Origin of the sequence: Mycobacterium sp., from assembly GCF_044370595.1 — a bacterium.
Classification (GTDB): Bacteria; Actinomycetota; Actinomycetes; order Mycobacteriales; family Mycobacteriaceae; genus Mycobacterium.
Window position 1 is genome coordinate 41554 of the sequence record NZ_JBILVF010000002.1, and the last position, 23222, is coordinate 64775.

The following is a 23222-nucleotide window of genomic DNA, read 5'->3' on the forward strand; positions in this document are numbered from 1 at the left end:
CCCTACTTCCGGGTCTTCTCGCCCGGCTTGTCACCGGCGGCATCGGTGGACAGCGCGGCGACGAAGGCCTCCTGCGGGACGTCGACCCGTCCGATGGTCTTCATCCGCTTCTTGCCCTCCTTCTGCTTCTCCAGCAGTTTGCGCTTGCGGGTGATGTCGCCGCCGTAGCACTTGGCCAGCACGTCCTTGCGGATGGCCCGGATGTTCTCACGGGCAATGATTTTCGAGCCGATCGCTGCCTGAACCGGGACCTCGAACTGCTGGCGCGGAATGAGCTCTTTGAGCTTGACGGTCATCTTGTTGCCGTAGGCCTGCGCGGCGTCCTTGTGCACGATCGCGCTGAACGCGTCGACGGCCTCGCCCTGCAACAGGATGTCCACCTTGACCAGGTCGGCCTGCTGCTCGCCGGCTTCCTCGTAGTCCAGACTGGCGTAGCCGCGGGTACGCGACTTCAGGGAATCGAAGAAGTCGAAGATGATCTCGCCCAACGGCATGGTGTAGCGCAGTTCGACACGCTCCGGCGACAGGTAGTCCATGCCACCGAGTTCACCGCGGCGGGACTGGCAGAGTTCCATGATGGTGCCGATGAACTCACTGGGCGCGATCACCGTGCACTTCACCACCGGCTCGTAGATCTCACGCATCTTGCCCGACGGCCAGTCCGAGGGGTTGGTGACGGTCTTCTCCGTGGCGTCCTCCCCGATCACCCGGTAGACGACGTTGGGCGAGGTGGAGATCAAGTCCAGGCCGAACTCCCGCTCGAGGCGTTCCCGGGTGATCTCCATGTGCAGCAATCCCAGGAAGCCGCAACGGAATCCGAAACCGAGCGCCACCGACGTCTCGGGTTCGTAGGTGAGCGCCGCGTCGTTGAGTTGCAACTTGTCCAGAGCCTCGCGCAGGTTCGGATAGTCCGAGCCGTCCATCGGATACAGGCCCGAGTACACCATCGGCTTGGGTTCGCGGTAGCCGGTCAGCGCCTCGGTGGCCCCGTGGCGAGCGCTGGTGACGGTGTCGCCGACTTTGGACTGGCGGACGTCCTTCACCCCGGTGATCAGATAGCCCACCTCGCCGACGCCGAGGCCGTCCGACGGCTTGGGTTCGGGCGAGACGATGCCCACCTCGAGCAGTTCGTGGGTTGCGCCGGTGGACATCATCTTGATCTTCTCCCGCGGGGTGATCTTGCCGTCGACCACGCGCACGTAGGTGACCACACCGCGGTAGATGTCGTAGACCGAGTCGAAGATCATCGCCCGGGCCGGGGCGTCGGCGGCACCGGTGGGCGGCGGCACCTGCCGGACCACCTCGTCGAGCAACTCGGCCACGCCCTCGCCGGTCTTACCCGAGACCCGCAGCACGTCGCCGGGTTCGCAACCGATGATGTGCGCCAGTTCGGCGGCGTAACGCTCCGGATCGGCCGCGGGCAGGTCGATCTTGTTGAGCACCGGGATGATCGTCAGGTCGCGGTCCAGGGCCAGGTACAGGTTGGCCAGCGTCTGCGCCTCGATGCCCTGGGCGGCGTCGACCAGCAGCACCGCACCCTCGCAGGCCTCCAGCGCCCGGGAAACCTCGTAGGTGAAGTCGACGTGCCCGGGGGTGTCGATCAGGTGCAGGACGTAGTCGCCGGCGGCCAGACCCTCGCTGTCGTGCTTGACCGTCCAGGGCAGCCGGACGTTCTGGGCCTTGATGGTGATGCCACGTTCCCGCTCGATGTCCATCCGGTCGAGGTACTGCGCACGCATGGATCGCTCGTCGACCACACCGGTCAACTGCAGCATCCGATCGGCCAGCGTGGATTTGCCGTGGTCGATGTGAGCGATGATGCAGAAGTTACGTATCTGCGCCGGCGCAGTGAACGTCTGATCGGCGAAACTGCTGATGGGAATCTCCTGGTGGGCGGGCGGGTTCCGGCGTGGTCCAGCGTATCGACCCGATCGCGGCCGGACACAATCGCGCCGCGCGGCCGTCGGCGACTCTCGCCTATGCTCGTCAGAATGGCGTCGCAGTGGAGGGCGTTTCAGCGGTTTCTGAGGGAGACCGAGCACCTGGTGTTCACCGAGGCTCCCAAGTTGATTCGGCAGTTGCAGCAGCCCAACGGGGTTCAGCGGACAATCCAGAGCGGTATCCAAACCGGTCTGCGGCTGGGTATCGAGGCCCTGGTCGCCACCGCCATGCCCCCGCCTCCGCAGGTGGCGATCACCGCCGGGCGGCCGATCACCCGCGACAGTGCGCCCACCGCACACCGGGCCCGCAGAGTCGTGTACGCCCCCAACCTGGACGGCCGGGCCGACCCCGGGGAGATCGTCTGGACCTGGGTGGTTTTCGAGGACGACCCGACGAAGGGCAAAGACCGCCCGGTCTTGGTGGTGGGCCGTGACCGCCAGACCCTGCTGGGGTTGATGCTGTCCAGCCAGGCACACCACGCCCACGACCCGAGCTGGGTGCACATCGGTCCGGGTAGCTGGGACTACGAAGGCCGACCGTCCTGGGTGCGGCTGGACCGGGTACTGGACGTGCCCGAGGAAAGCATCCGGCGGGAGGGCGCGATCATGGACCGGCCCACTTTCGAGATCGTCGCGGCCCGGCTGCGCACCGAATACCGCTGGAGCTGAAAGAACGTCAGCCTCCGGTGATGTAGGCGCGTAACTGCTGGCGCTCGGCCTGCAGTTCCTCCATCCGGTTCTTCACCACGTCGCCGATGCTGACGATGCCGACCAGGCGCCCGTCGTCGAGGACGGGAACATGGCGAACCCGGTTGTTGGTCATCAGTGCGGCCAGGTCGTCAACGGGATCATCGGGCCGGCAGGTCACCGCGACCGCACTCATGATCTCCGCGACCGGTCGGCGCAGCAGCTCGGGCCCAAACTGGTCGAGGTCGCGGACCACGTCGCGCTCGGAGACGATGCCGACCACCCCGCCGTTGGTGCCGATGACCACCATCGCCCCGATGTTGTGGACGACAAGCTCGGCAAGCAGCCCGGTGACGGTGGTGCTCTCGGTGACGGTCGCCACCCCTGCACCCTTGCTGCGCAAGATATCCGCGATACGCATCGAGCCACCCCCTGGTATGTGATTGAGATCACATCAGGTTACGACGGGTGGGCCGGGCGTGGGAAGAGCCTGCTCGTCGGGTAAGACGAGTGCATGGACATCACTCTCACCGGCACCGGCAGCCCCATGATCGACCCAAATCGGGCCGGTCCGTCCACGCTGGTGCGGGCCGGGGATTCGACATTCCTGGTCGACTGCGGCAGGGGGGTGCTGATGCGTGCGGCCGCCGCCGGAGTCGGTGCGGCGAACCTGACCGCGCTGCTGCTGACCCATCTGCACAGCGACCACATCACCGACCTCGCCGATGTCATCACCACCCGTTGGGTCACCACGTTCGCCCCTACCCCGCTGCCGATCATCGGGCCGCCGGGAACCCAGGCGGTGGTCACGGCCATCCTGGCCGCCCTCGCGCCGGACATCTCCTACCGGATCGCCCACCACGCCGACATCACCGAACCGCCCGCGGTGAAGGTCGAAGAGCATGTGGAGGGCCTGGTGTGGAAGGCCGGCGACGTGCGGATCACGGTGGCCCCCACCGACCACCGGCCGGTTGAGCCGACCATCGCCTTCCGAATCACGCACGACGGCGCCTCGGTGGTGGTGGCCGGTGACAGCGTGCCGTGCGTCACCCTGGACGAATTGGCTGACGGCGCGAACATGCTGGTGCACACGGCGATCCGCAAGGACCTGGTGGAGCAGATGCCGGTCCAGCGGATTCGCGACATCTTGGACTACCACTCATCGGTTGAGCAGGCGGCGGCTACCGCAGCGCGGGCCGGGGTCGACACCCTGGTGCTGACCCACTACGTGCCCCCACTGGTCCCCGGCCAGGAGGATCAGTGGCGGGCACTGGCGGCGGGAGAGTTCAGCGGCCGGGTTGAGCTCGGCGAGGATCTGCTGACGGTCTCGTGCTGAACCGCCCTGATTCCTAAGCCAGCCTTGTCATCTCGACGACGACGTCGAGTTGACTGGAGTCCTGGCCGAGGTAGATACCCTTCAGCGGAGTGACGTCGGCGTAGCTTCGCCCGTATCCGACGCTGATGTACTGCTCGCTGATCTCGGTGTCGTTGGTGGGGTCGTAGTGCCACCAGCCGCCGGTCCAGGCCTGGATCCAGGCGTGACTCTCGCCCTGCACCACCTCCCCGATGGTGGCGTCAGCCTTCGGATGCAGATAGCCCGATACATAGCGAGCTGGAATTCCCATGGCACGCAACAGGATCAACGACAGGTGAGCGAAATCCTGACACACCCCCTTGCCTTCGCGCAACGCGTCCAGACCCGAGGAATGCACCCCGGTGGTGCCCGGCACGTACTGCAATTCGGTGCGGACCCACTCGACCGCAGCGTGCACGGCATGGCGCGGATCGTGCCCCTTGGCCAGGTGCCGGGCCACCCGATCAAGGCGCTTGCTGTTGGGGGTGTAGTCGGTCGGGGTGAGCACCTCGTCGTAGCGGTCGATGACCTTCGGCGACTGAAGAGCGGCCCAGTCGACATCGGTGGCGGGCATCTCGGCTTTGTCGGTCTCCACCACCGAGGAGGACGTGACCTCGAGTTCGAGATGCGGCGCGTGAAGATCGAACGCCGTCACCGCGGTGCCCCAGTAATCGACGTAGCGGTAGGACCGGGTGGCCGGCGCGGTTTCGACCCTGTTGATGATCACGTTCTGCCGGGAATCCGACCGGGGGGTCAGGCGCGCCTCGTTGTAGGAGGCGGTGACCGGCGCCTTGTAGGCATAACCGGTCGCATGGACTACCCGCATCCGCCACATCAGATCTCACCTGCATCCATGTCGTCGACCAGGGGTGCGTTGTGGCCGGCGTCCGACCAGGCCACCCACATGGTGGGCCGGAAGAACTGCATCGCCAGAGCCTCGGCCACATCCCGGCAGGTGTCCTGCAACCCGGCCAGTCGGTGCTCCAGAGAGTCCAGGACCGCTCCGGGGCGGACGAATTCCAGCTCGCTGCGGGCCCGCCCGAGCAGTCGGCGGGCCTCGGCCGCGGGACCCACCCGGTCGGCGGGGCTTGCCATCAACCGCTCCACGCTGTGCTCGGCCAGGCGCAGGGAGTAGAACGCCGACCGCGGAAAGAGGGGGTCGAGGAGCATGAACTCGACGACTCGGTTGGCATCCAGAACGCCGCGGTGGGTGCGCAGATAGGTGTCGTGCGCGCCGGCCGCGCGCAACACGCTCACCCAGGCCGGGGAGGACGCGCTGTCGCCCACCCGGGACAGCAGCAACCGGACCGTCATGTCGACGCGTTCGATGGCCCGGCCCAGAACCAGGAAGCGGTAGCCGTCATCGCGGGACAGCGTCGAGTCGGACAGCCCGCCGAACATCGCGGCTCTGCCCTCGACGAAGGTGAAGAACTCGTGCGGCCCGAGTCGGCGCGCCGCCCGCTCCCGTTCGGGCAGCGCGTTGTAGGTGGTGTTGAGGCACTCCCACATGTCGCCGGAGATCACTTCGCGTGCCGAACGGGCATTCTCCCGCGCTGCGGAGATCGCGTCGACGATTGAGCAGCCGGCGGGCAGCCCGCGGCTGAAGGCCACCAGGTCGGTCAAGGCCCACATATCCAGCCTGGACGCCGGCGGTTCAATCCCAAGTACCTGCAACAGGATTCGGGATGCGTGATCCGGATCGACCGTCGAGTCCTCGAGCAATTGGTGGACCGTCACATCGAGAATGCGGGCGGTGTCGTCGGCGCGCTCCACGTACCGGCCGATCCAGTACAGCGCCTCGGCGTTGCGGGCCAACATCAGCGGGCTCCGGTCTGCTGCTGCTGCTGTTGCTGTTGTTGCTGCTGACCGGTCATGGCCTGCTGTTGCAGCGGGTGCAGATCGGTGCCGGTGTGGGCGGACACCGGAATGGTTCGCACCACCTGCGCTGCCCGCAGTTCCCGGTCCTGCGCCGAGGATCGGCTTGCCAGCACCCAGGTGTCTTTGGAACCGCCGCCCTGACTGGAGTTGACGACAAGGGAACCCTCGGTCAGGGCGACGCGGGTGAGCCCGCCGGGCAACACCCACACCTTCTCGCCGTCGTTGACCGCAAACGGGCGCAGGTCGACATGGCGGGGGGTCAGGGAATCGCCGACCTTGGTGGGCACGGTGGACAGCTGGACCACCGGCTGAGCGATCCAGCCCCGCGGGTCGGCGATGATCTTGCGCCGGATCACCGCCAACTCCTTGTCCGAGGCGTTCGGCCCGAAGACGATGCCGTAGCCGCCGGATCCCTCGACGGGTTTGATGACCAGTTCGTCGATCCGGTCCAGCACTTCGGCTCGTTCGTCGTCCAGCCAGCATCGCAACGTGTCGACGTTGGCCAGTAACGGCTTCTCGCCCAGGTAGTACTCGATGATGGTCGGTACGTAGGTGTAAACCAGCTTGTCGTCGCCCACGCCGTTGCCGACCGCGCTGGAGATCACCACGTTGCCGGCGCGTGCGGCGTTGAGTACGCCGGCCACCCCGAGGATGGAATCCGGCCGGAAATGCATCGGGTCGAGGTAGTCGTCGTCGATGCGGCGATAGATCACGTGCACCTGCCGTTCCCCCTCGGTGGTGCGCATGTAGACGAGGTTGTCGCGGCAGAACAGGTCCGGTCCCTCGACGAGTTCGACACCCATCTGACGAGCGAGCAGCGAGTGCTCGAAGTAGGCGGAGTTGAACGGCCCCGGGGTGAGCACCACGACGGTCGGATCGGACTCGTTGGTGGGCGCGGCGTTGCGCAGCGCCCGCAGCAGGTGCGACGGATAGTCGTCGACGGACCTGACCCGGTGGGTGCCGAACAGATTGGGGAAGACGCGGGTCATCACCCGCCGGTTCTCCATGACGTAGGAGACGCCGGACGGCGAGCGCAGGTTGTCCTCCAGCACCCGGAAGGTTCCGGCCGCGTCGCGGACGATGTCGATGCCGGCGACGTGGATCCGCACCCCGTTGGGCGGGCTGATGCCGGCCGCTTCGCGGTGGAAGTGCTCGCAGGAGGTCACCAGTCGGCGTGGGATGACCCCGTCCCGAAGGATTTCCTGGTCGCCGTAGACGTCGTCGAGGAACTTCTCCAGCGCGACGACGCGCTGGGTGATCCCGGCTTCCAGTTTCGCCCACTCGGCCGCCGAGATGACCCGCGGCACCAGGTCGAGGGGGAAGGGGCGTTCCTGGCCGGACAGCGAGAAGGTGATGCCCTGATCGACGAAGGCCCGGCCCAGGGCCTCGGCCCGGGCGCCGAGTTCGTCGGTGTCGGTGGGCGCCAGTTCGGTGTAGATGCCCTTGTAGGGCGCCCGAACCCGGCCCTGGCGGTCGAACATCTCGTCGAAGGCGGCACTGTAGGGGCCCGGCTCCGCATATCCACCGAAGGTGCCCAGGTTCACGCGGACGTCGTCGGCAGCAGATCGGGACCCGTTGCGGGCGGCCTTGGCCTTCGGGGGCCGCGCGCTGCTAATGGTCACGGTCACATGCTGCATCACGCACGCCGTTTCCGCAGGGCAAGAGGTTCTGCATTTTGGGCGCGGCCCGGCTCTGCTGGTATTCTTACGACGCGCCGTGAGGGCAACAGTCCCGGCGTTGACTGCACGAGCTTGAGAAACCGTATCTTTAAGACAGAGGAACTAACGCGTGGCCAACATCAAGTCGCAGAAGAAGCGCATTCTCACCAACGAGCGCCGTCGGATGCGCAACAAGTCGGTGAAGTCGTCCCTGCACACGGCCATCCGCGCATTCCGCACCGCCGCCGCTGGAGGCGATAAGGACAAGGCCGGCGAACTGCTGGCCGCCACCAGTCGCAAGCTGGACAAGGCCGTCACCAAGGGCGTCATCCACAAGAACCAGGCCGCCAACAAGAAGTCGGCGCTGGCCCAGGCCTACAACAAGCTCTGAGCTGTCGACAAGCTCTGAGCTATCCCCGGCCGGCGGCCAGTTCGGCCACTTTGCGCACGGTGGCTTCCAGTACATAGTCGGGATCGGCTGCGGCTCCTTTGACGTCGCCGTTGAGGGCGGCCACCAACTGGATGGCGGTCGCGATTCTGTCCCGTGACCACCGCCTGGACTGTTTTTGCGCCTTCTGCACCCGCCACGGCGGCATACCCAGTTCGCCCGCCATCCGGTAGGGGTCCCCCGACAGCGGCCCGATCCGCGCAATCGCATGGACCGCCTCCGCCAGTGCGTCGGCCAGCAGCACGTGCGGCACGCCGCGCGACATCGCCCAGCGCAGCGCCTCCGCGGAACCGGCGACGTCGCCGGCGACCGCTTTGTCGGCGATCTCGAAGCCCGTCACCTCGGCTTTTCCGCTGTGGTAGCGACGCACCGCGGCGGCGTCCACCCGGCCGCCGGTATCGGCCACCAGTTGTGAGCATGCCGAGGCCAGTTCCCGGATATCGGAGCCGACGGCCTCCAGCAAGGCGGCAACGGTGTCCTCATCGGCTCTGACCTTCAGACTGCGGAATTCGGCCCGCACGAAGTCGGTCCGCTCGGCGGCTTTGACGATCTTGGCCGCTTGATGGGGGTGAGCTCCCAGATCACGCAACTGAGCGGCCAGCGCCTTGGCCCGCCCGCCGCCGGAATGCACGACCACCAGAACCGTTCCTGGCGGCAGGTCACCCGCCGCGGCGGCGATCAGCGCTGCGGCATCTTTACCGGCCTCGGCGGCGGCCTCCAGAACAACCACCCGTTCGTCGGCGAACAGCGACGGGCTGAGCAACTCGGCCAGTTCGTGGGTCGACACATCACCGGCCCGCAACCGGTTCACCGGGACGTCGTCGGTGCCCGCCGCCACCCGGGCCGCCCGCACAATGTCGCCGACCGCACGCTCGACGAGGAGATCTTCATCGCCGAGCACCAGATGCAGTCCCGCGGTCGCGCTCACTCCCCGATGGTGTCACGAACCGCCGACGGCGCCGGATACCGACCATGCGGCCAGCCACAGCACCGTCCCCGCCGTCGCCAGCCGAAACCACCGAAATCGCCACAGCACGACCGCGGCCATACCGACCAGCCCCACCGTCACCAGTCCGGCCCACCCGCTGGGCACAGCCACCGCCGCACCGGGCAGCGCTGCCGCGGCGCGGGCGACCCGCAGCAGCCACCACACTTCGGGCCCGGTGAAGCGGATCAGCAGTTCAGCGGCAGACGGCCACAGTGGCACCAGAGCCGCCGCGGCCGTCCCCAGCACGGTGATCGGTGGAATCACCAGCGCCACAGCCAGATTCGCCAGCACCGACACCACACTGAATCGTCCGGAGATCGCCGCGACCAGCGGTGCGGTGACCAGTTGCGCCGCCACTGCGACGCACACCGCAGCCGCCGCAGGCCTGGGCCAGCCCCGGTGCACCAGCCGCTCGGACCAGACCGGGGCCAGCACCACAAGTGCTGCGGTCGCCGAAACCGACAGCGCAAAGCCGAGGTCGACGGCCAGGTGCGGTGCGGTGACCATCAGAGCCAGGACGGTGGCTGCCAGCACCGGGACGGCTTGGCGACGTCTACCGGACACCACCGCGAGTAGCGAAATCGCGCCCATTACCGCCGCTCGCAGCACGCTCGCCGTCGGTTGCACCACCACCACGAACACCACCAGGGCCAGCGCCGCCAGGGCCACCGCGGGCCGTGGGCCGACCAACCGCGAGCTGAGCAGTACCGCCCCGCAGACGATGGTGACGTTGGCGCCGGACACAGCTGTGAGATGCGTCAGACCGGCCGTTCGGAAGTCCGCGGTCGTGGCGGCTGGGATGGCTGCGGTGTCCCCGAGCACCAAACCGGGCAGCATGGCCGCCTGGTCGGCGGGCAGCGTCGCGCGGCAGGCCGCAGCGAACCGCTCCCGCACCGCGTGCGCCGCACGCTGCACCGCGGAGGGATGCCCGAACTCCGGGCGGCCGACAGCAGTGAGAACCGCCACGGTCAGATCGCGCCGGGTGGGTCGGCCGATGCGCGCGCGAAACCCCACCGGCTGACCGGCGGTGAGCTGACCGAAGTCGACGGCAGGCGCGAAAACCACCACCGTGCCACTCATTTCGGCGCCCGCCACTCGGCTCAAATCGCCGCGGAAGATCAGCCGGCCGGGGCCGGTCTGGCGCGGGCTGTCCATTGCGGTGAGAGTCACCTGGGCCGTTGTCCCGGTGCGTGCGGCAAGGGGATGCTGGCGTACCGCCTCGCTGCGCAGTCCAGCCGCGACGGCGAATCCGGCGCCGACCACCGCCGCAGCGAGCACCCCGGTGGCGGTGGCACGCAGCAGCGGGAACCGATTCGGCCACCGGCTTCCGGCCAGTGCCCCGCAGATCCCGATGACCGCGCCGAGCAGTGCCAGCGCCGGGCCCGAACGCCAGACGATCCCGGCAGCGGTGGCGCCCCAGGCGGCCAGCGCCGCCGGTACCAACCGCACATCCAGTCGCGGAACCGGAGTCAGCAACTCACACCCGAACCAGCGGACGCAACTTTTCCAGTCGCGCCGGACCGATACCGTCAACCTCCCCCAACTGATCGACGGCGGTGAACCGGCCGTTTGCGGTCCGCCAGGCCACAATCGCCGCTGCGGTGACCGGTCCCACGCCGGGTAGAGCGTCCAACTGCTCGACGGTCGCGGTGTTCAGGTCGACCGGACCAACGGGTTTGGCCGGCGCGGCGGGCATCTGCGGTGCGGTTGCTGATCCCACCGAACTGCCCAGTGCCGGCGATTGCCCGGCCGGGGCGGCGATGCCGACCACGATCTGCTCGCCGTCTACGAGGTGGCGGGCCAGATTCAAGCCCAGGGTGTCCGCACCGCGCAGCGGCCCGCCTGCCGCCGAGACCGCGTCGGCGACTCGGGCATCCGGGGCCAGGGTCACCAAGCCCGGCTGCTGCACCAGGCCGACAACGCTGATCACCAATGGCTGCGGTGCGGCGGTGCCCGAAGGCTGGGCGGCGGGCTGGGCGGCGGGCGGGACGGCGGACGTCGAAACCATCTCCACCGGCGGCAGGTTGGCCGACGCGACAGGTGCGGGGCGCTGGCGGGCGAGAGTGAACACGGTGACCAGCACCGCCAACGCTGCGATGACTGCCAGGGCGATCCCACCGGCACGACCGGGATCAGCGCGAATCGCGGTCAGCCAGTGCTGGGGACCACGGCCGCTGCTCTCCGCCAGGCCCTCGGGTAGCCAACTGGGCTCGACGGCTGCCTCGGACTCCTCCGCCTCCTCGTCGGTGTTCTGCGGCACCTCGGGGCGCAGGCCCAGCCGGCGGTGCAGATTGGCCAGCGGCTCATCGGTTCTCATGCCGCGACGGTAGGACCGGGCGCCGACCGCGCAGACCCCCGGGAATCGTCCGGCCGGCCGAGGTGTGAATGAATCGGGATCTGTGAGTGGTCAGTCGGCGATCTCAGAGATCCAACTCGATATCCGAACACGCGAAGCTGTCACAGACCGTGATCCGTTCCATGACCGGACCCTGCGCCTCGTGCCGGGTAATGCCCCCGAGCTTCGGTGTCACACAGGCTCGGCACAGGCCGCTGCGACAACCGGTCGGCACCCGAATGCCCACCCGGTTGGCCGCCTCCAACAGCGTGGTGCTGCCGTCGACTTCGATCGAGCGTTGGGCACGGGTGAAGGTGACGACATAGCGGCTGTCGTCATCGGCAGGCCGACGCAACTGCGGCGGGGCGAAGGACTCGGTGTGGAATCGATCCGGCGCGTGGCCCATATCCGCAAGGCAATCGCGCAGAAAGTCGATCATGCCGGCCGGCGCGCACGCGAAGGTATCCCGATCGGCCGCATCGGGAACCAGCTCGCAGATCAGCTCTCGCGACGGGCGACAACCGGTCAAGACGTGCACGGTGATCCCGAAAACCTTTCCGAGTTCGGCGATCTCGCTTCCGAAAAGGATCGAGTTGGCGTCGTGGTTGAAATACAGCAGCACCGCATCCTTCGGCGTCGCGGAGCGGGCGATCATCCGCAGGTGGCTGATGATGGGCGTGATCCCTACGCCGCCGGCAACGAACAGGGCGCGCGCGGGAGGCGTGGGGATGGCCAGGCCGCCGTTGGAGATCGGCGGACTCAGCAGCGTGAGGTAGTCACCGGTGCGCACGCCTGCGTTGAGTAGGCCCGAGACCCGGCCACCGTCCACCTGCTTGACGCAGATGTCCAACGTCTGTGCACCTTCGCTGTCGTGCAGCAGGCTGTACTGCCGGATCAGCGTCTCGTCGCCGTCCTCGACACTCAGTGAGACGAAAGCCCCCGGATCCCAACAGACATCGTCCCAGCCACGCGGTTTCTCCAACCGGATCAACCGGGCCCGTCCGCCGGCGAGTACCCGCGTCTCGACCACCCGGGCTCCAACGTTGTACCAGCGGGTCTTGTCCAGATAGGGGGCCTCCGGCAGCGTCCGGTAACGCATTCCGGACACCAACCGGCGAGCGAGTCCCGCAGGCTGCCTGAATAGCATCAACGGGTGAGAGGCCTCGCGCTCCCCCACCGGAATCGACAGCCCGGTAAGCGCTTTGAGCATCAACGACGCAGTCTCACCGAGCGGTGTCTCGTGATACGGCAGACCACGGCGGGCGACGATCTCCTTGACCCGCGGCGAGACCTCGCGCTGCCTGTTCGGCGGCAGATCCGGGAACAGATGGTGCTCGATGTGAGTGTCGAGGCCGCCGTAAAAGATCCGGAAGTCGGGCCGATTCCCGAACGGCACCTCCTCCTCGAGGATCCGCATCAGGGCCGAGTCGAGTTTTGCACTGCGCAGAAAGTTTCGCGTTCCGCGGATCTGGCGCCGGTAGTACTCATCGCGCGTCTCGTCCGGGCCCGGATCGGGGAAGACCTCGGTCTCGCCCGCGTGGTGCTCAATGGCGACGAGAAAGAGGACGCAGAGATAGCCTGCGGCGCCGCCGATGTGGTTGGCCAGCATGGCCGGCAGGAATCGGGTGCCCATCGTAGCGGGCTCTGTCACCAGCCGGCGCTTGGTGTCGGAGAGCGCGATGCGGATCGGTGCCCGCAGAGTCTCGCGCGACCAGAACCGCCTTCCCTCAACCTGTCTGGTGATGTTGGCGATGAGAAACGGGGCCAACTGGGTGAAGAACGGGGAGGCCGCACCGAAAAGAACCAGTTGCACCGCATGATGCCCGAACCAGTCCTGGGCCGCCTGGCCACGCAGAACGCTGTAGCCGAGATCGTGGTCCTTGCCGACGATGTTGGTGTTGGGGTGGTGGCCTTCGTGGTGCATGACCTTCCACTGGGTGGGGTCGACGTTGAAATCCCAGTGGTAGCGATCCGAGTGGTACTGCCCGTTGCCCGGCAGGTCGTCGTAGCTGCCGTGCAGGATGTTGTGGCCCAGCTCGGAGAACTGCAGCAGCCGGTACAGCATCTCCAGCACCATCGCGCGGCTGGTGGCCTTCGGGCCACCGTCGCGCAGCAACTCCAGCCGGCGGGCGTTGATCGCCTGGCCGTAAGCGGTGACCGTGCGGATGTGCGCCAGGTCTGCCTCGCCCATCTTCGACCGCGTCTGCAGGTAGAGGGCCTGCAGTTCGTCGGCCAGGCCGGCCGTGGTCTCTTGCGGCGCTACAGCGGTGGACGGCATGACATGAACAGTAGGGGCCGAAGAAGGCCAGGTTAATGTCCCCACCGGGCACATTTTTGATATTTTCGGACAGTGAGTCGGTTCGACACCCCGGTGTGGGCGGTGCCCCGCGGAACCGAGGGCGTGCGGATCATGACGCAGGCGGTCGCCGACTCGATGCCCGTCGCGCAGTGTCTTACCGGAACCGGCCTGGACGAATCCGACCTGGCGGACGAAGACCATGAAATCTGGGCCCACCAGGAATTCACGGTCGTCCGCAATATCTCCAACCACCTCGGCGATAGGCCGGGCCTCGGTGTGGATGTGGGTGGATTCAGCACTCTTGGCAGACTCGGGGTGTTGGGTTTCGCGTTCCTCACCAGTGCCACCGTGCGGGACGGCCTTGAGCGGATTCTGCCCTACCAGGCGTTACTGCCATCCCACGTGCGTTTCTCCATCCACAGTGACGAAGACGGGGAGTATCTGCTCGCCGACGACCGCGACATCCCCCCGAATGTCCGCCCGTTCATCGTCGAACGTGATCTGGCCGGGCTGGCGGCCGTGCTGGCCGGCGCGAACGTGACCCTTGCCGCCGACTGGCTGGAGACGACTCTCGACGAGCAGCGCGCCCAACGCCTGGCGTCGACGTGGTCGCTGACGTCCGACGTCCGCCCGAACCGGCCACGAAACCGTATCGTCGGTCGGCCCGGACTGCTGAATGTTCCGCTGCCGCAGTCGGATCCGAATACGGCGCGCATCGCCGAGCGTCAGTGCCGACAACTACTCGAGCAGCGGCTGTCCCGCGTCGGCGTCGCCGGCCAGGTCCGCAGCCGAATCATGCACACCAGTGGGTTTCCGTCGATGCAGGATGTGGCCGACGAACTTCACCTCGACCCACGCACCTTGCGTCGCAAACTCACCGCTGAGGGGACGTCGTATCGGGAACTGATCGCCCAGGCCCGGCGAATCCGCGCCGAGCTGCTGCTCAGCGGCGACGAGCCGATCGAGGCCATCGCCGCCCACCTGGGCTACGCCGAAACCGCCAGCTTCACCCATGCGTTCACGCGGTGGACCGGTATGCCCCCCAGCCACTTCCGGGCCAGATCGCACGGATGACGCCAGAGCCTTCACCCGCGGCGGCGGATCGTGTACACAGATGCCCATGACGGCAACACACGACAGGCCTGTGCGGGTGATCCAGTGGACCACCGGCAACATCGGTCGGCGCTCCCTGCACGCGATCATCAGCCGGCCGGACATGGAACTGGTGGGTGTCTACGCCCACGGCGCCGACAAGGTCGGTCTGGACGCCGCCGAACTGGCCGGTTGGCCACTGGGGCCCGACACGCCCACCGGCATCACCGCGACCAATGACATCGATGCACTATTGGCCACCCAACCCGACGCCTGCTGCTACAACCCGCTGTGGCCCAGCATCGACGAACTCGAGCGACTGCTGGAGGCCGGAGTCAACGTATGTTCCTCGGCGGCGTGGATCACCGGCGGCAAGCAGACACCCGAGGACCTTCACCGCATCCGAACAGCCTGTGCGCGTGGCAATTCCACCATCTTCGGCAGCGGCGCCCATCCCGGAATGACCAATATGGTGGGCATGGTCCTCTCCGGCGCCTGTGAACGTGTCGACGAGATCCGGATCACCGAATCGGTGGACTGTTCCACTTACGAATCGGCCGGCACCCAGACCGCGATGGGTTTCTCCTGTGACCCGGAAACACCCGGACTTGCCGAGAGCGTGGCCGAGGAGAGCGCGGTGTTCGCCGAGTCCGCCGCGATGATGGCCGACGCGATCGGCGCCGACCTGGATCGGATGACCTTCGACGTGACGTTCACGACGGCGACCGGCGACACCGATCTGGGATTCATGACGATCCCGGAAGGCACCGTCGGCGGCGTGATGGGCTATCACCGCGGCTGGGTGGGTGACCGCAACGTGGTCAGCGTCGGTTTCAACTGGATCATGGGCAACCACGTGATACCGCCGAAACCGCTCGAGCACGGCCATGTGATCCAGGTGTTCGGGGTGCCCAACATGCGCACCGTGTTGCACTGCCTGCCACCGAAGAAGTGGACCGAACCCGGCTTCATGGGTCTCGGGATGATCTACACCGCTATGCCGGTCACCAATGCCGTGCCCGCCGTGGTGGCCGCGCCACCGGGAATCATGACCTTGAAGGACCTGCCGCCGGTCACCGGCCGGTTCGGGTAACTTCCGGCGAGTGAATATCGAACGCCGGAGGTTCATCGCAGGACTCGGCGGAGTGGCGGTCACCGCTCCACTGCTCGCCGCCTGCGCCAAGGACACCGGGACGAAGGCCGAGACGACGGGCGACGCGGCGCCGACAACCCAGCCGACGTCTAAGCCGATGATCCCCGAACCCGCGACAGGGCAGCCCGGAAGCCTGCTGTCCCAGGAATCGGTCGACACCGGGATCAACGGCGCACGGGCCTGGCGCATCCGGTACCTCTCCCGCGACGTCAACGACGTCGCCCACGAGGCCAGCGGCCTGGTGATCGCCCCGGCCGGCACCGGTGAGAACCGGCCGATACTCACCTGGTGTCACGGCACGACCGGTCTCGGCGACGCCGCCTGCCCCTCGGCTCAGCCGGATCCGGCACGGGAGCTGATCACCTACTTCACACCCGAGGCGACGAGGCAGATCGACTACGGTGTGCCCGGACTGCAGGGCTTCATCGACGACGGCTGGGTGGTGTGCGCCACCGATTACCAAGGCCTCGGTACGCCGGGTATGCATCAGTACACCGTCAACATCACCAATGCCCGTGATGCGGTCTACTTGGCGCGTGCGGCGCGCACACTCGACGCCGGTGCCGGCACCACGCTGGGGTGCGCGGGATGGTCGCAGGGTGGTGGTGCGGCGGCGGCGGTGGCCGAACTGGACCCGGTCGACTTCGGCGATCTGACGCTCATCGGCACCGTGCCGATGTCACCGGGCGTCGCGAAGATCGCGCTGGAGAACCCGGCGTCGGTCACTGCGGCACTGACCGATCCCGCCACCCCTCCGGACTCGCACCTGGTCATGCTGCTGGCCGGCATCTACGCGGCCAACCCCACGAAGTTTCAACTGTCGCAGGCGTTCACCCCGCTGGGTGTGGAGATTCTCGAGACGGCATGGAACAACCAGCCGGTGCACCACCTCAACGACACCATCTTCCGCATGTTCAAGCTCAAGGGTGCGGTGCTCAATCCGACTCCGCCGAACTTCGGCGACTGGAAGGCCGCCATCGTCGCGGGTTCGGCGGCGAATAAGAAGCCGGTCGCGCCGGTGCTGGTGTGCATCGACAGCTTCGCCAACGGCAGTGTGGTCCCGGTCTCCTGGCAGACGACCTACGTCGAGGCGGCCAGGGAACTCGGAGGGACCGTCGAGACCCGGGATTACCCGACGGACGACCACTTCTCGCTGCCGCAGAGTTGCGTCGGCGATGCGCGCGCCTGGCTGAACAAGCTGCGCGGTTAGGCCTGAACCGCCGCCACCACGCCGAGGGCCCCGGGTCCGAGGTGGACACCGAGCACCGGACCGAGGTCGGTGACGACCACCGGCCCGCAGGCTGGCAGCGCGCTGGTCAGCGTCGCCGCCAGATCAGCCGCCCCGCTTGGGTTGTCGACGTGGTGCACGGCCAGCGCGGCACGACGCTCCCCCACCGCCTCCAACACCTGCTCCACCATGGCGGCCACCGCTTTGGAGGTGGTGCGCACCCGCTGACCCAGCACCAGTTTGCCGTCGTCGATCTGCAGCAGCGGTTTGAGCGCCAGAGCGGTGCCGAGCCAGGATGCGGCCGTCCCGATGCGACCGCTGCGGCGCAGGTTCTCCAAGCGCTGCACCACGATGAAGGCGTGCACCCGCGACACCGCCGAGTGGGCCTGCGCCGCGGTCTCGTCCGGGCCGGCGCCGGCGCGCGCGGCCCGCGCGGCAGCCAGGGCGACGAAACCGGTTCCCATCCCCGCCGACTTGGAGTCGACCACCCGCACCGCACCGTCGAACGCCTGGGCCGCGTGCTCGGCAGCGCCCAGCGTGCTCGACAGCGCCCCGGCGATGTGGACGGCCACCACGCCGGCACCGCCGCTGTCGGCCAGCGCCTCCCGGTAGGCGGCGGCCAGTTCCGCGGGACTGGCCCCGGCAGTACTGACCGGTGATCGCTGGTAGAGGTCGGCCGGCATTGGGTCCACCCCGTCACGCAGGTCCTGCCCGTCAAGCAGCACGTGCAACGGCACAACTCGGATGCCCCATTCGGTGATGAGGTCTGCCGGCAGCCTCGCCGAGGAGTCCGTGACCACGACCACCGGCATGCGGGTCAGTCCCCGTTGTCCTGCGGAACACCTGCTTCGGAAAGGGCCCCCGCTTCGGTAAGGGCCCCCGCTTCGGTAAGGGCCCCCGCTTCGGTAAGGGCCCCCGCTTCGGTAAGGGCTTTGAGCATCAGTTCGGCGACTGCCTCATGCGCCTCGAAGTTCCAGTGAATACCGTCCGGGTTGCCGCTACCGCCGAGAACATGTTCGGCCACCGCCTCTTTCAGATCCACCAGCGGGACACGGTTGCGCGCGGCCCAGTCGGTGATCGCCGCGACCGTTCCGGGCCGACCGTGATGGGCCAGGCCGTAGGTGGGTGCGATGTGCACCGAGGGCAACGACGCCACGATCGGTATCCCCGGCCGGTTGAAGTCGATTGCGCTGCGCGTCAATTCCAGATACTCGACGGTGAGGTGCGGCGGCAGCGCCGAGCGTGACACCGGTGAGAGCCGGGGCTGCAGCCAGCCGTAGGAGTCCCGCACCCAGCGGCGCACCAGTGGCGGCCGGACGTAGCGGATCAGCTCGCGTGCCGCGGTGGGTAGCGGCGAGGGTAGGGAATCCATCCCGCTGGTGGCGAAGACGACCGCGCCCGCCTTGGGCAGCGCCGCCCACGCGCGCGGATCCTGGGTGGCCGCCCACCAGACGTCGCGGCAGGTCCAGCCGATACGCCCAATGAGTTCACAGTCCCAATCAAATTGTTTGGCAACGATATTCGGCCAGATCCGCGGATCGTCGGCGGGCAGGCCGCCCTGCGGGCCGTAATACGACAGTGAGTCGCAGAAGACCAGAAGCGTTCGGCGTGCCTCAGAGGACATCGTTGGCGACCTGAGCCGACGCGTTCCAGACATCCAGCCGCCAGCGCAACTCGGAGACCGGCGCATCGACTGCACCGTGCCCGGACAGTTGCGCCCAACTGGCGTTGCCCATTCCGCCCAGCACCGGCCAGGTGTCCACCGGAAGGTCCAGCAGCGCGGCGGTCAGCGCAGCGATCAGTCCGCCGTGGGCGACCAGCACCAGCGGCCTGTCCGGTTCGTCAGCTCCCCATTCCGGTTCCCCGACAACCAGTTCGGCGATCAGCGGCAGACTCCGGTCGGCGACGTCGATTCGGCTCTCCCCGCCGTGCGGCGCCCACCTGGCGTCATCGCGCCAGGCCTGTCGGGCGCCGGGGGCCAGGGCGTCGACCTCTGTGTGGGTCAGGCCCTGCCAGTCCCCCAGATGGGTTTCACGTAGCCGGGTGTCGATCCGCACCGGCATTCCGCTGCGCTCACCGAGGCTGAGGGCGGTGTCGTAGGCGCGGCGCAGGTCGGAGGACACGATCAGCAGTGGCTGTCGCTTGGCCAGCACCTCGGCGGCGGCCACTGCCTGGGCGCGCCCGAGGTCGGTCAGGTCGGTGTCCAGTTGGCCCTGCATTCTGCTGCCGGCGTTGAATTCGGTCTGGCCGTGCCGCAGCATGACGAGTCGGCGCACCCTCACGACTCCTCCTCCGGCTCGATTCCCTCCAGATCGACCGTCAGGAACGGGCAGTCCCGCCACAGCCGATCCAGGGCGTAGTAGTTGCGTTCGTCGGTGTGCTGAATGTGAACCACGATGTCGACGTAGTCCAGCAGCACCCAACGACCCTCCCGGGTGCCCTCTCGGCGGGCCGGCTTGTACCCGGCCTGGCGCATCTTCTCCTCGACCTCGTCGACGATGGCGTTGACCTGTCGTTCGTTGGAGGCCGAGGCGATCACGAAGCAGTCGGTGATCACCAGTTGGCCGGACACGTCGATCACGACGACATCCTGGGCGAGCTTGGTGGCCGCGGCGCGCGCCGCCACCGTGGCCATCTGGACGGCTTCAGCCGAGGCGGTCATGAGGCTGCTCCCCCCGGTGCGGCGATCGCGCCGGACCGATACAAATTGCGCTTGGCCACGTATTGCACCACCCCGTCGGGCACCAGGTACCAGATCGGCCGGCCGCCGGCGGCCCGCGACCGGCAGTCGGTGGACGAGATCGCCAGCGCCGGCACCTCGACGAGCGCCAAGGCGTCATGCGGACGTCGGTCCAGGGCCTCGGCGATGTGGGAATCGGTGAGTTCGTAACCCGGGCGGCTGACGGCGATGAACCTGGCCAGCCCGAATAACTCCTCCCAGCCCTGCCAGGTCAAGATGGTGGCCAGCGCGTCGGCGCCGGTGATGAAATACAGGTCGGCGTCGGGATGCACGGCGCTCAGATCGCGCAGGGTGTCGCTGGTGTAGGTCGGGCCACCGCGGTCGATGTCGACCCGGCTGACCGAGAAGCGCGGGTTGGACGCGGTGGCGATGACGGTCATCAGGTAGCGGTCCTCGGCGGCGGTGACATCGCGGTCCTTCTGCCACGGCTGGCCGGTGGGCACGAACACCACCTCGTCGAGTGCAAAGAGGTCGGCGACTTCGCTGGCGGCGACGAGATGGCCGTGGTGGATGGGGTCGAACGTCCCGCCCATCACGCCGATCTTGCGCCGAGAAGCCACGAGTGATGAGCTTACGGGCTGTACCTGTTACCTATACCGGCAGCAACTGATCGATCACCGCGGCCAGCTGCTTGGCCGACCGGCACTCGTGCATGGTGATGACGTCTTCGTAGCGCGGCACCGCCGAATCACCGCTGCCCCACAGGTGCCGGGGCTCGGGGTTGAGCCAATGTGCGTGCCGGCTGGCGGTGACCATGTGGGCCAACACGTCGGCGGCGGGGTGGCGATAGTTGGTGCGGCCGTCTCCGAGTACCAGCAGCGAGGAGCGCGGCGAGAGCACCCCGGGGAAGTTCTCGGTGAAGGAGACGAAGGCGTTGCCGTAATCGGAGTGCCCGTCGCGGGTGTATACCCCGGCCTCCCGGGTGATGCGCTGGATGGCCACCGCGAGGTCGGCGTCCGGGCCGAACAGGTGGGTGACCTCATCGGTGGTGTCGATGAACGCGAACACCCGGACCCTGGAGAACTGCTGACGCAGTGCATGCACCAGCAGCAGGGTGAAGTGGCTGAACCCGGCCACCGATCCGGAAACGTCGCAGAGCACCACCAGTTCCGGTCGGGCCGGGCGGGGTTTGCGCAGCACGACGTCGATCGGCACGCCGCCGGTGGACATCGACTTACGCAGCGTCTTGCGCAGGTCGATCGACCCGGCCCGATTGCGGCGGCGCTTGGCGGCCAGTCGGGTGGCCAGCATGCGGGCCAGTGGCGCGACCACGCGTCGCATCTGCCGCAACTGGTCTCCGGAGGCCCGCAGGAATTCGACGTTCTCGGCCAGTTGCGGGATGCCGTACATCTGGACGTGTTCGCGGCCCAGTTGTTCGGCGGTTCGGCGCTTGGTTTCCCCCTCGACCATCCGGCGAAGCTGGGCGATCTTCCGGGCGGCAAGGGCTTTGGCGATCTGTTCGCTCGTCGGTGACGGCTCGTCGCCGTGCGGGGCCAGCAGCCCGGCCAGCAACCGGCCCTCCAGTTGGTCCAATCCCATCGCTTTGAGAGCCTGATAGGAGGAGTAGGACGGGCCACGGCTGGAGGTGTAGCGGCCATGGGCTTCGACGATCGCGGCGATCATCGCCACCAAACGGTCGTCGAGGTCGCCGATATCGGGATTGTCGGTGAGCAGGTCCAGCAGCATCTGGCGCATGGCCTCGATGTCTTGCGGGTCGAGTCCGTCTGCGGGGCCGCTGGTTTCGCCGTCCAGCAGCGTGCGACCACCGAGGGCGGCGGGCCACCACAGGTCGAACAGCGCGTCGTAGGTCTGGCGGTGGTCCGCGCGCCGCAACACCGCGCAGGCCAGGCCTTCACGGACGGCCTCCCGGTCGGTCAGATCCAGGACGCTGAGCACCTGTCCGGCATCGACGGTCTCCGACGGACCCACCGAGATACCCTGCGCACGAAGCGCTTCGATGAACCCGACCAGGTGGCCGGGAACACCGTGTCGGGCCAGCGGCTGCGGGGGCCGGGTGCGTCGGACAGCCATCTCAGTTCAGCCCCGTCAATTCAGCCGGAGCTCGCCGGCGGCACGCTGCTGATCGGACTGGTGTTTGAGCACCACACCCATGGTCGCGGCGATGGTGGCGTCGTCGATGGTGTCCATGCCCAGCGCCAGCAGGGTGCGGCCCCAATCGATGGTCTCGGCGACCGAGGGCAGTTTCTTGAGTTGCATACCGCGCAGCACCCCGACGATGCGCACCAGTTCGGCGGCCAGTCGTTCGGGCAGTTCGGGTACCCGGGAGAGCAGGATGCGCCGTTCCAGGTCGGGGTCGGGAAAGTCGATATGCAGGAACAGACACCGCCGCTTAAGCGCCTCGGAGAGTTCCCGGGTGGCATTGGAGGTCAGCACCACGAACGGTTTGCGGGTGGCGGTGATGGTGCCCAGTTCGGGGACGGTGACGGCGAAGTCGGAGAGCACCTCCAGCAGCAGACCTTCGATCTCGATGTCGGCCTTGTCGGTTTCGTCGATGAGCAGCACGGTGGGTTCGGTGCGGCGGATCGCGGTGAGCAGGGGCCGCGACAGCAGGAACTCCTCGCTGAACACGTCGTCTTTGGTGCGCTCCCAGTCGTGGTCGGCCCCGGTCGCCGACTGGATCCGCAGGATCTGTTTGGCGTGGTTCCACTCGTAGAGTGCCCGGGCCTCGTCCACACCCTCGTAGCACTGCAGCCGGACCAGGCCGGACCCGGTGCACTGCGCTACCGCGCGGGCCAGTTCGGTCTTGCCCACCCCGGCCGGACCCTCGACGAGCAACGGCTTGCCGAGGCGATCGGCCAAGAACACCGCGGTGGCGGTCGCGGTGTCGGGTAGGTAGCCGGTGGCGGTCAGTTTAGCGGTGACGTCGGCGATGTCGGCGAACAGCGGCACTGACGGGGCGGGGGGCGCGGGGGACTCGGTCACAGATCTCCTAGGCGGGCCGGGTGTGGCCGTCGCCGTAGACGATCCACTTGGTGGAGGTGAGTTCGGGCAGACCCATCGGTCCGCGGGCGTGCAACTTCTGGGTGGAGATGCCGATCTCGGCGCCGAAGCCGAACTGCTCGCCGTCGGTGAACGCGGTCGAGGCGTTGACCATCACCGCGGCGGCATCGACCCGTTCGGTGAACCGTTGCGCCGCAGCCAGATCGGTGGTGACGATGGCCTCGGTGTGGCCGGTGCCGTAGGTGTTGATGTGCTCGATGGCGGCGTCGACGCCGTCGACCACAGCCACGGCGATGTCCAGCGAGAGGAACTCAGCGCGGAGTTCCTCGTCGGTCGGGTTGTCGTGGACGGTGACCCCGGCCTGCTCCAGTGCGGCCACCAGACGCGGCATCGCGGCGCCGGCGATGGCCCGGTCGACCAGCAGGGTCTCGGCGGTGTTGCAGACGCTGGGCCGGCGGGTC

At 67.7% G+C, this 23222-nt stretch carries 21 protein-coding genes and 2 pseudogenes; 6 read left to right on the forward strand and 17 right to left on the reverse strand.

The window, feature by feature from the left end; translation table 11 throughout:
- Positions 1-2 precede the first annotated feature (2 nt).
- A pseudogene (gene lepA / locus ADBZ5N_RS00720) lies at positions 3-1948 on the reverse strand (translation elongation factor 4).
- A 43-nt stretch (positions 1949-1991) separates the two neighbouring features.
- Here lepA and ADBZ5N_RS00725 point away from each other — a divergent pair.
- Complete coding sequence (locus tag ADBZ5N_RS00725) at positions 1992-2609, forward strand: type II toxin-antitoxin system PemK/MazF family toxin (RefSeq protein WP_526255565.1); 618 nt, start codon at positions 1992-1994, stop codon at positions 2607-2609.
- Between the two features lie 7 nt (positions 2610-2616).
- Here the strand turns inward: ADBZ5N_RS00725 and ADBZ5N_RS00730 are convergent, their stop codons facing one another.
- Complete coding sequence (locus tag ADBZ5N_RS00730) at positions 2617-3048, reverse strand: CBS domain-containing protein (protein ID WP_526255566.1); 432 nt, start codon at positions 3046-3048, stop codon at positions 2617-2619.
- Between the two features lie 93 nt (positions 3049-3141).
- Between ADBZ5N_RS00730 and ADBZ5N_RS00735 the strand changes: the two genes are divergently transcribed.
- A complete protein-coding gene (locus tag ADBZ5N_RS00735; protein WP_526255567.1) occupies positions 3142-3963 on the forward strand; it encodes a ribonuclease Z in 822 nt (273 codons plus the stop codon).
- Between the two features lie 13 nt (positions 3964-3976).
- On the opposite strand, the gene ADBZ5N_RS00740 is transcribed toward ADBZ5N_RS00735, so the two are convergent.
- From ADBZ5N_RS00740 to ADBZ5N_RS00750, 3 genes are read right to left on the reverse strand one after another with little or no spacing between them, the layout of a single operon-like run.
- Positions 3977-4816 carry a transglutaminase-like domain-containing protein gene (locus ADBZ5N_RS00740; RefSeq protein ID WP_526255568.1) on the reverse strand — a complete coding sequence of 280 codons (840 nt, stop codon included), beginning with the start codon at positions 4814-4816 and terminating at the stop codon, positions 3977-3979.
- Entirely contained in the window at positions 4816-5799 is a 984-nt protein-coding gene (locus ADBZ5N_RS00745) for an alpha-E domain-containing protein (RefSeq protein ID WP_526255569.1), read from the reverse strand. The genes ADBZ5N_RS00740 and ADBZ5N_RS00745 overlap by 1 nt, the downstream gene beginning before the upstream one ends.
- Positions 5799-7340 (reverse strand): circularly permuted type 2 ATP-grasp protein, encoded by a 1542-nt coding sequence (locus tag ADBZ5N_RS00750; protein WP_526255586.1) that lies wholly within the window; start codon positions 7338-7340, stop codon positions 5799-5801. Before ADBZ5N_RS00750 ends, ADBZ5N_RS00745 begins: the two co-directional genes overlap by 1 nt.
- Before the next feature lie 307 nt (positions 7341-7647).
- Here ADBZ5N_RS00750 and rpsT point away from each other — a divergent pair, with 307 nt between their 5' ends.
- The gene (rpsT, locus tag ADBZ5N_RS00755; protein WP_526255570.1) at positions 7648-7908 is read left to right on the forward strand and encodes a 30S ribosomal protein S20; all 261 of its coding nucleotides are present in this window, start codon (positions 7648-7650) and stop codon (positions 7906-7908) included.
- Between the two features lie 19 nt (positions 7909-7927).
- Here the strand turns inward: rpsT and holA are convergent, their stop codons facing one another.
- The 4 genes from holA to ADBZ5N_RS00775 form a co-directional block, all read right to left on the reverse strand.
- On the reverse strand, positions 7928-8875 hold the full coding sequence (holA, locus tag ADBZ5N_RS00760) for a DNA polymerase III subunit delta (RefSeq protein WP_526255587.1): 948 nt from the start codon (positions 8873-8875) through the stop codon (positions 7928-7930).
- A 30-nt stretch (positions 8876-8905) separates the two neighbouring features.
- Complete coding sequence (locus tag ADBZ5N_RS00765; protein ID WP_526255571.1) at positions 8906-10429, reverse strand: ComEC/Rec2 family competence protein; 1524 nt, start codon at positions 10427-10429, stop codon at positions 8906-8908.
- 1 nt (position 10430) lies between these two features.
- Positions 10431-11270, reverse strand: a complete 840-nt coding sequence (locus ADBZ5N_RS00770; protein ID WP_526255572.1) for a ComEA family DNA-binding protein — start codon at positions 11268-11270, stop codon at positions 10431-10433.
- 103 nt (positions 11271-11373) lie between these two features.
- Complete coding sequence (locus ADBZ5N_RS00775; RefSeq protein WP_526255573.1) at positions 11374-13566, reverse strand: fatty acid desaturase; 2193 nt, start codon at positions 13564-13566, stop codon at positions 11374-11376.
- 72 nt (positions 13567-13638) lie between these two features.
- Here ADBZ5N_RS00775 and ADBZ5N_RS00780 point away from each other — a divergent pair, with 72 nt between their 5' ends.
- The 3 genes from ADBZ5N_RS00780 to ADBZ5N_RS00790 are packed head-to-tail and all read left to right on the forward strand — an operon-like array spanning position 13639 to position 17042.
- A complete protein-coding gene (locus ADBZ5N_RS00780; RefSeq protein ID WP_526255574.1) occupies positions 13639-14661 on the forward strand; it encodes a helix-turn-helix domain-containing protein in 1023 nt (340 codons plus the stop codon).
- Between the two features lie 40 nt (positions 14662-14701).
- Positions 14702-15772, forward strand: coding sequence for an NAD(P)H-dependent amine dehydrogenase family protein (locus ADBZ5N_RS00785; RefSeq protein ID WP_526255575.1), 1071 nt, complete (start codon positions 14702-14704; stop codon positions 15770-15772).
- A gap of 10 nt (positions 15773-15782) precedes the next feature.
- Entirely contained in the window at positions 15783-17042 is a 1260-nt protein-coding gene (locus ADBZ5N_RS00790) for a lipase family protein (RefSeq protein ID WP_526255576.1), read from the forward strand.
- On the opposite strand, the gene ADBZ5N_RS00795 is transcribed toward ADBZ5N_RS00790, so the two are convergent.
- From ADBZ5N_RS00795 to ADBZ5N_RS00830, 8 genes and pseudogenes are all read right to left on the reverse strand, one after another.
- On the reverse strand, positions 17039-17872 hold the full coding sequence (locus ADBZ5N_RS00795) for a DegV family protein (RefSeq protein WP_526255577.1): 834 nt from the start codon (positions 17870-17872) through the stop codon (positions 17039-17041). The two genes, ADBZ5N_RS00790 and ADBZ5N_RS00795, sit on opposite strands and share 4 nt — an antisense overlap.
- Before the next feature lie 89 nt (positions 17873-17961).
- Positions 17962-18684: pseudogene (gene octT / locus ADBZ5N_RS00800) on the reverse strand (diglucosylglycerate octanoyltransferase); the annotation flags it as partial.
- Complete coding sequence (gene gpgP, locus ADBZ5N_RS00805) at positions 18674-19342, reverse strand: glucosyl-3-phosphoglycerate phosphatase (protein ID WP_526255578.1); 669 nt, start codon at positions 19340-19342, stop codon at positions 18674-18676. The pseudogene octT and the gene gpgP, both read right to left, overlap by 11 nt.
- Positions 19339-19722 (reverse strand): ribosome silencing factor, encoded by a 384-nt coding sequence (gene rsfS, locus ADBZ5N_RS00810; RefSeq protein WP_526255579.1) that lies wholly within the window; start codon positions 19720-19722, stop codon positions 19339-19341. Before rsfS ends, gpgP begins: the two co-directional genes overlap by 4 nt.
- Entirely contained in the window at positions 19719-20342 is a 624-nt protein-coding gene (nadD, locus tag ADBZ5N_RS00815) for a nicotinate-nucleotide adenylyltransferase (RefSeq protein WP_526255588.1), read from the reverse strand. Before nadD ends, rsfS begins: the two co-directional genes overlap by 4 nt.
- 49 nt (positions 20343-20391) lie before the next feature.
- On the reverse strand, positions 20392-21831 hold the full coding sequence (locus ADBZ5N_RS00820) for a vWA domain-containing protein (RefSeq protein WP_526255580.1): 1440 nt from the start codon (positions 21829-21831) through the stop codon (positions 20392-20394).
- A 15-nt stretch (positions 21832-21846) separates the two neighbouring features.
- Positions 21847-22743 (reverse strand): AAA family ATPase, encoded by an 897-nt coding sequence (locus tag ADBZ5N_RS00825; RefSeq protein ID WP_526255581.1) that lies wholly within the window; start codon positions 22741-22743, stop codon positions 21847-21849.
- A gap of 7 nt (positions 22744-22750) precedes the next feature.
- Positions 22751-23222, reverse strand: a 472-nt coding sequence (locus ADBZ5N_RS00830; RefSeq protein WP_526255582.1) for an aldehyde dehydrogenase family protein, incomplete at its 5' end; no start/stop codon positions are given.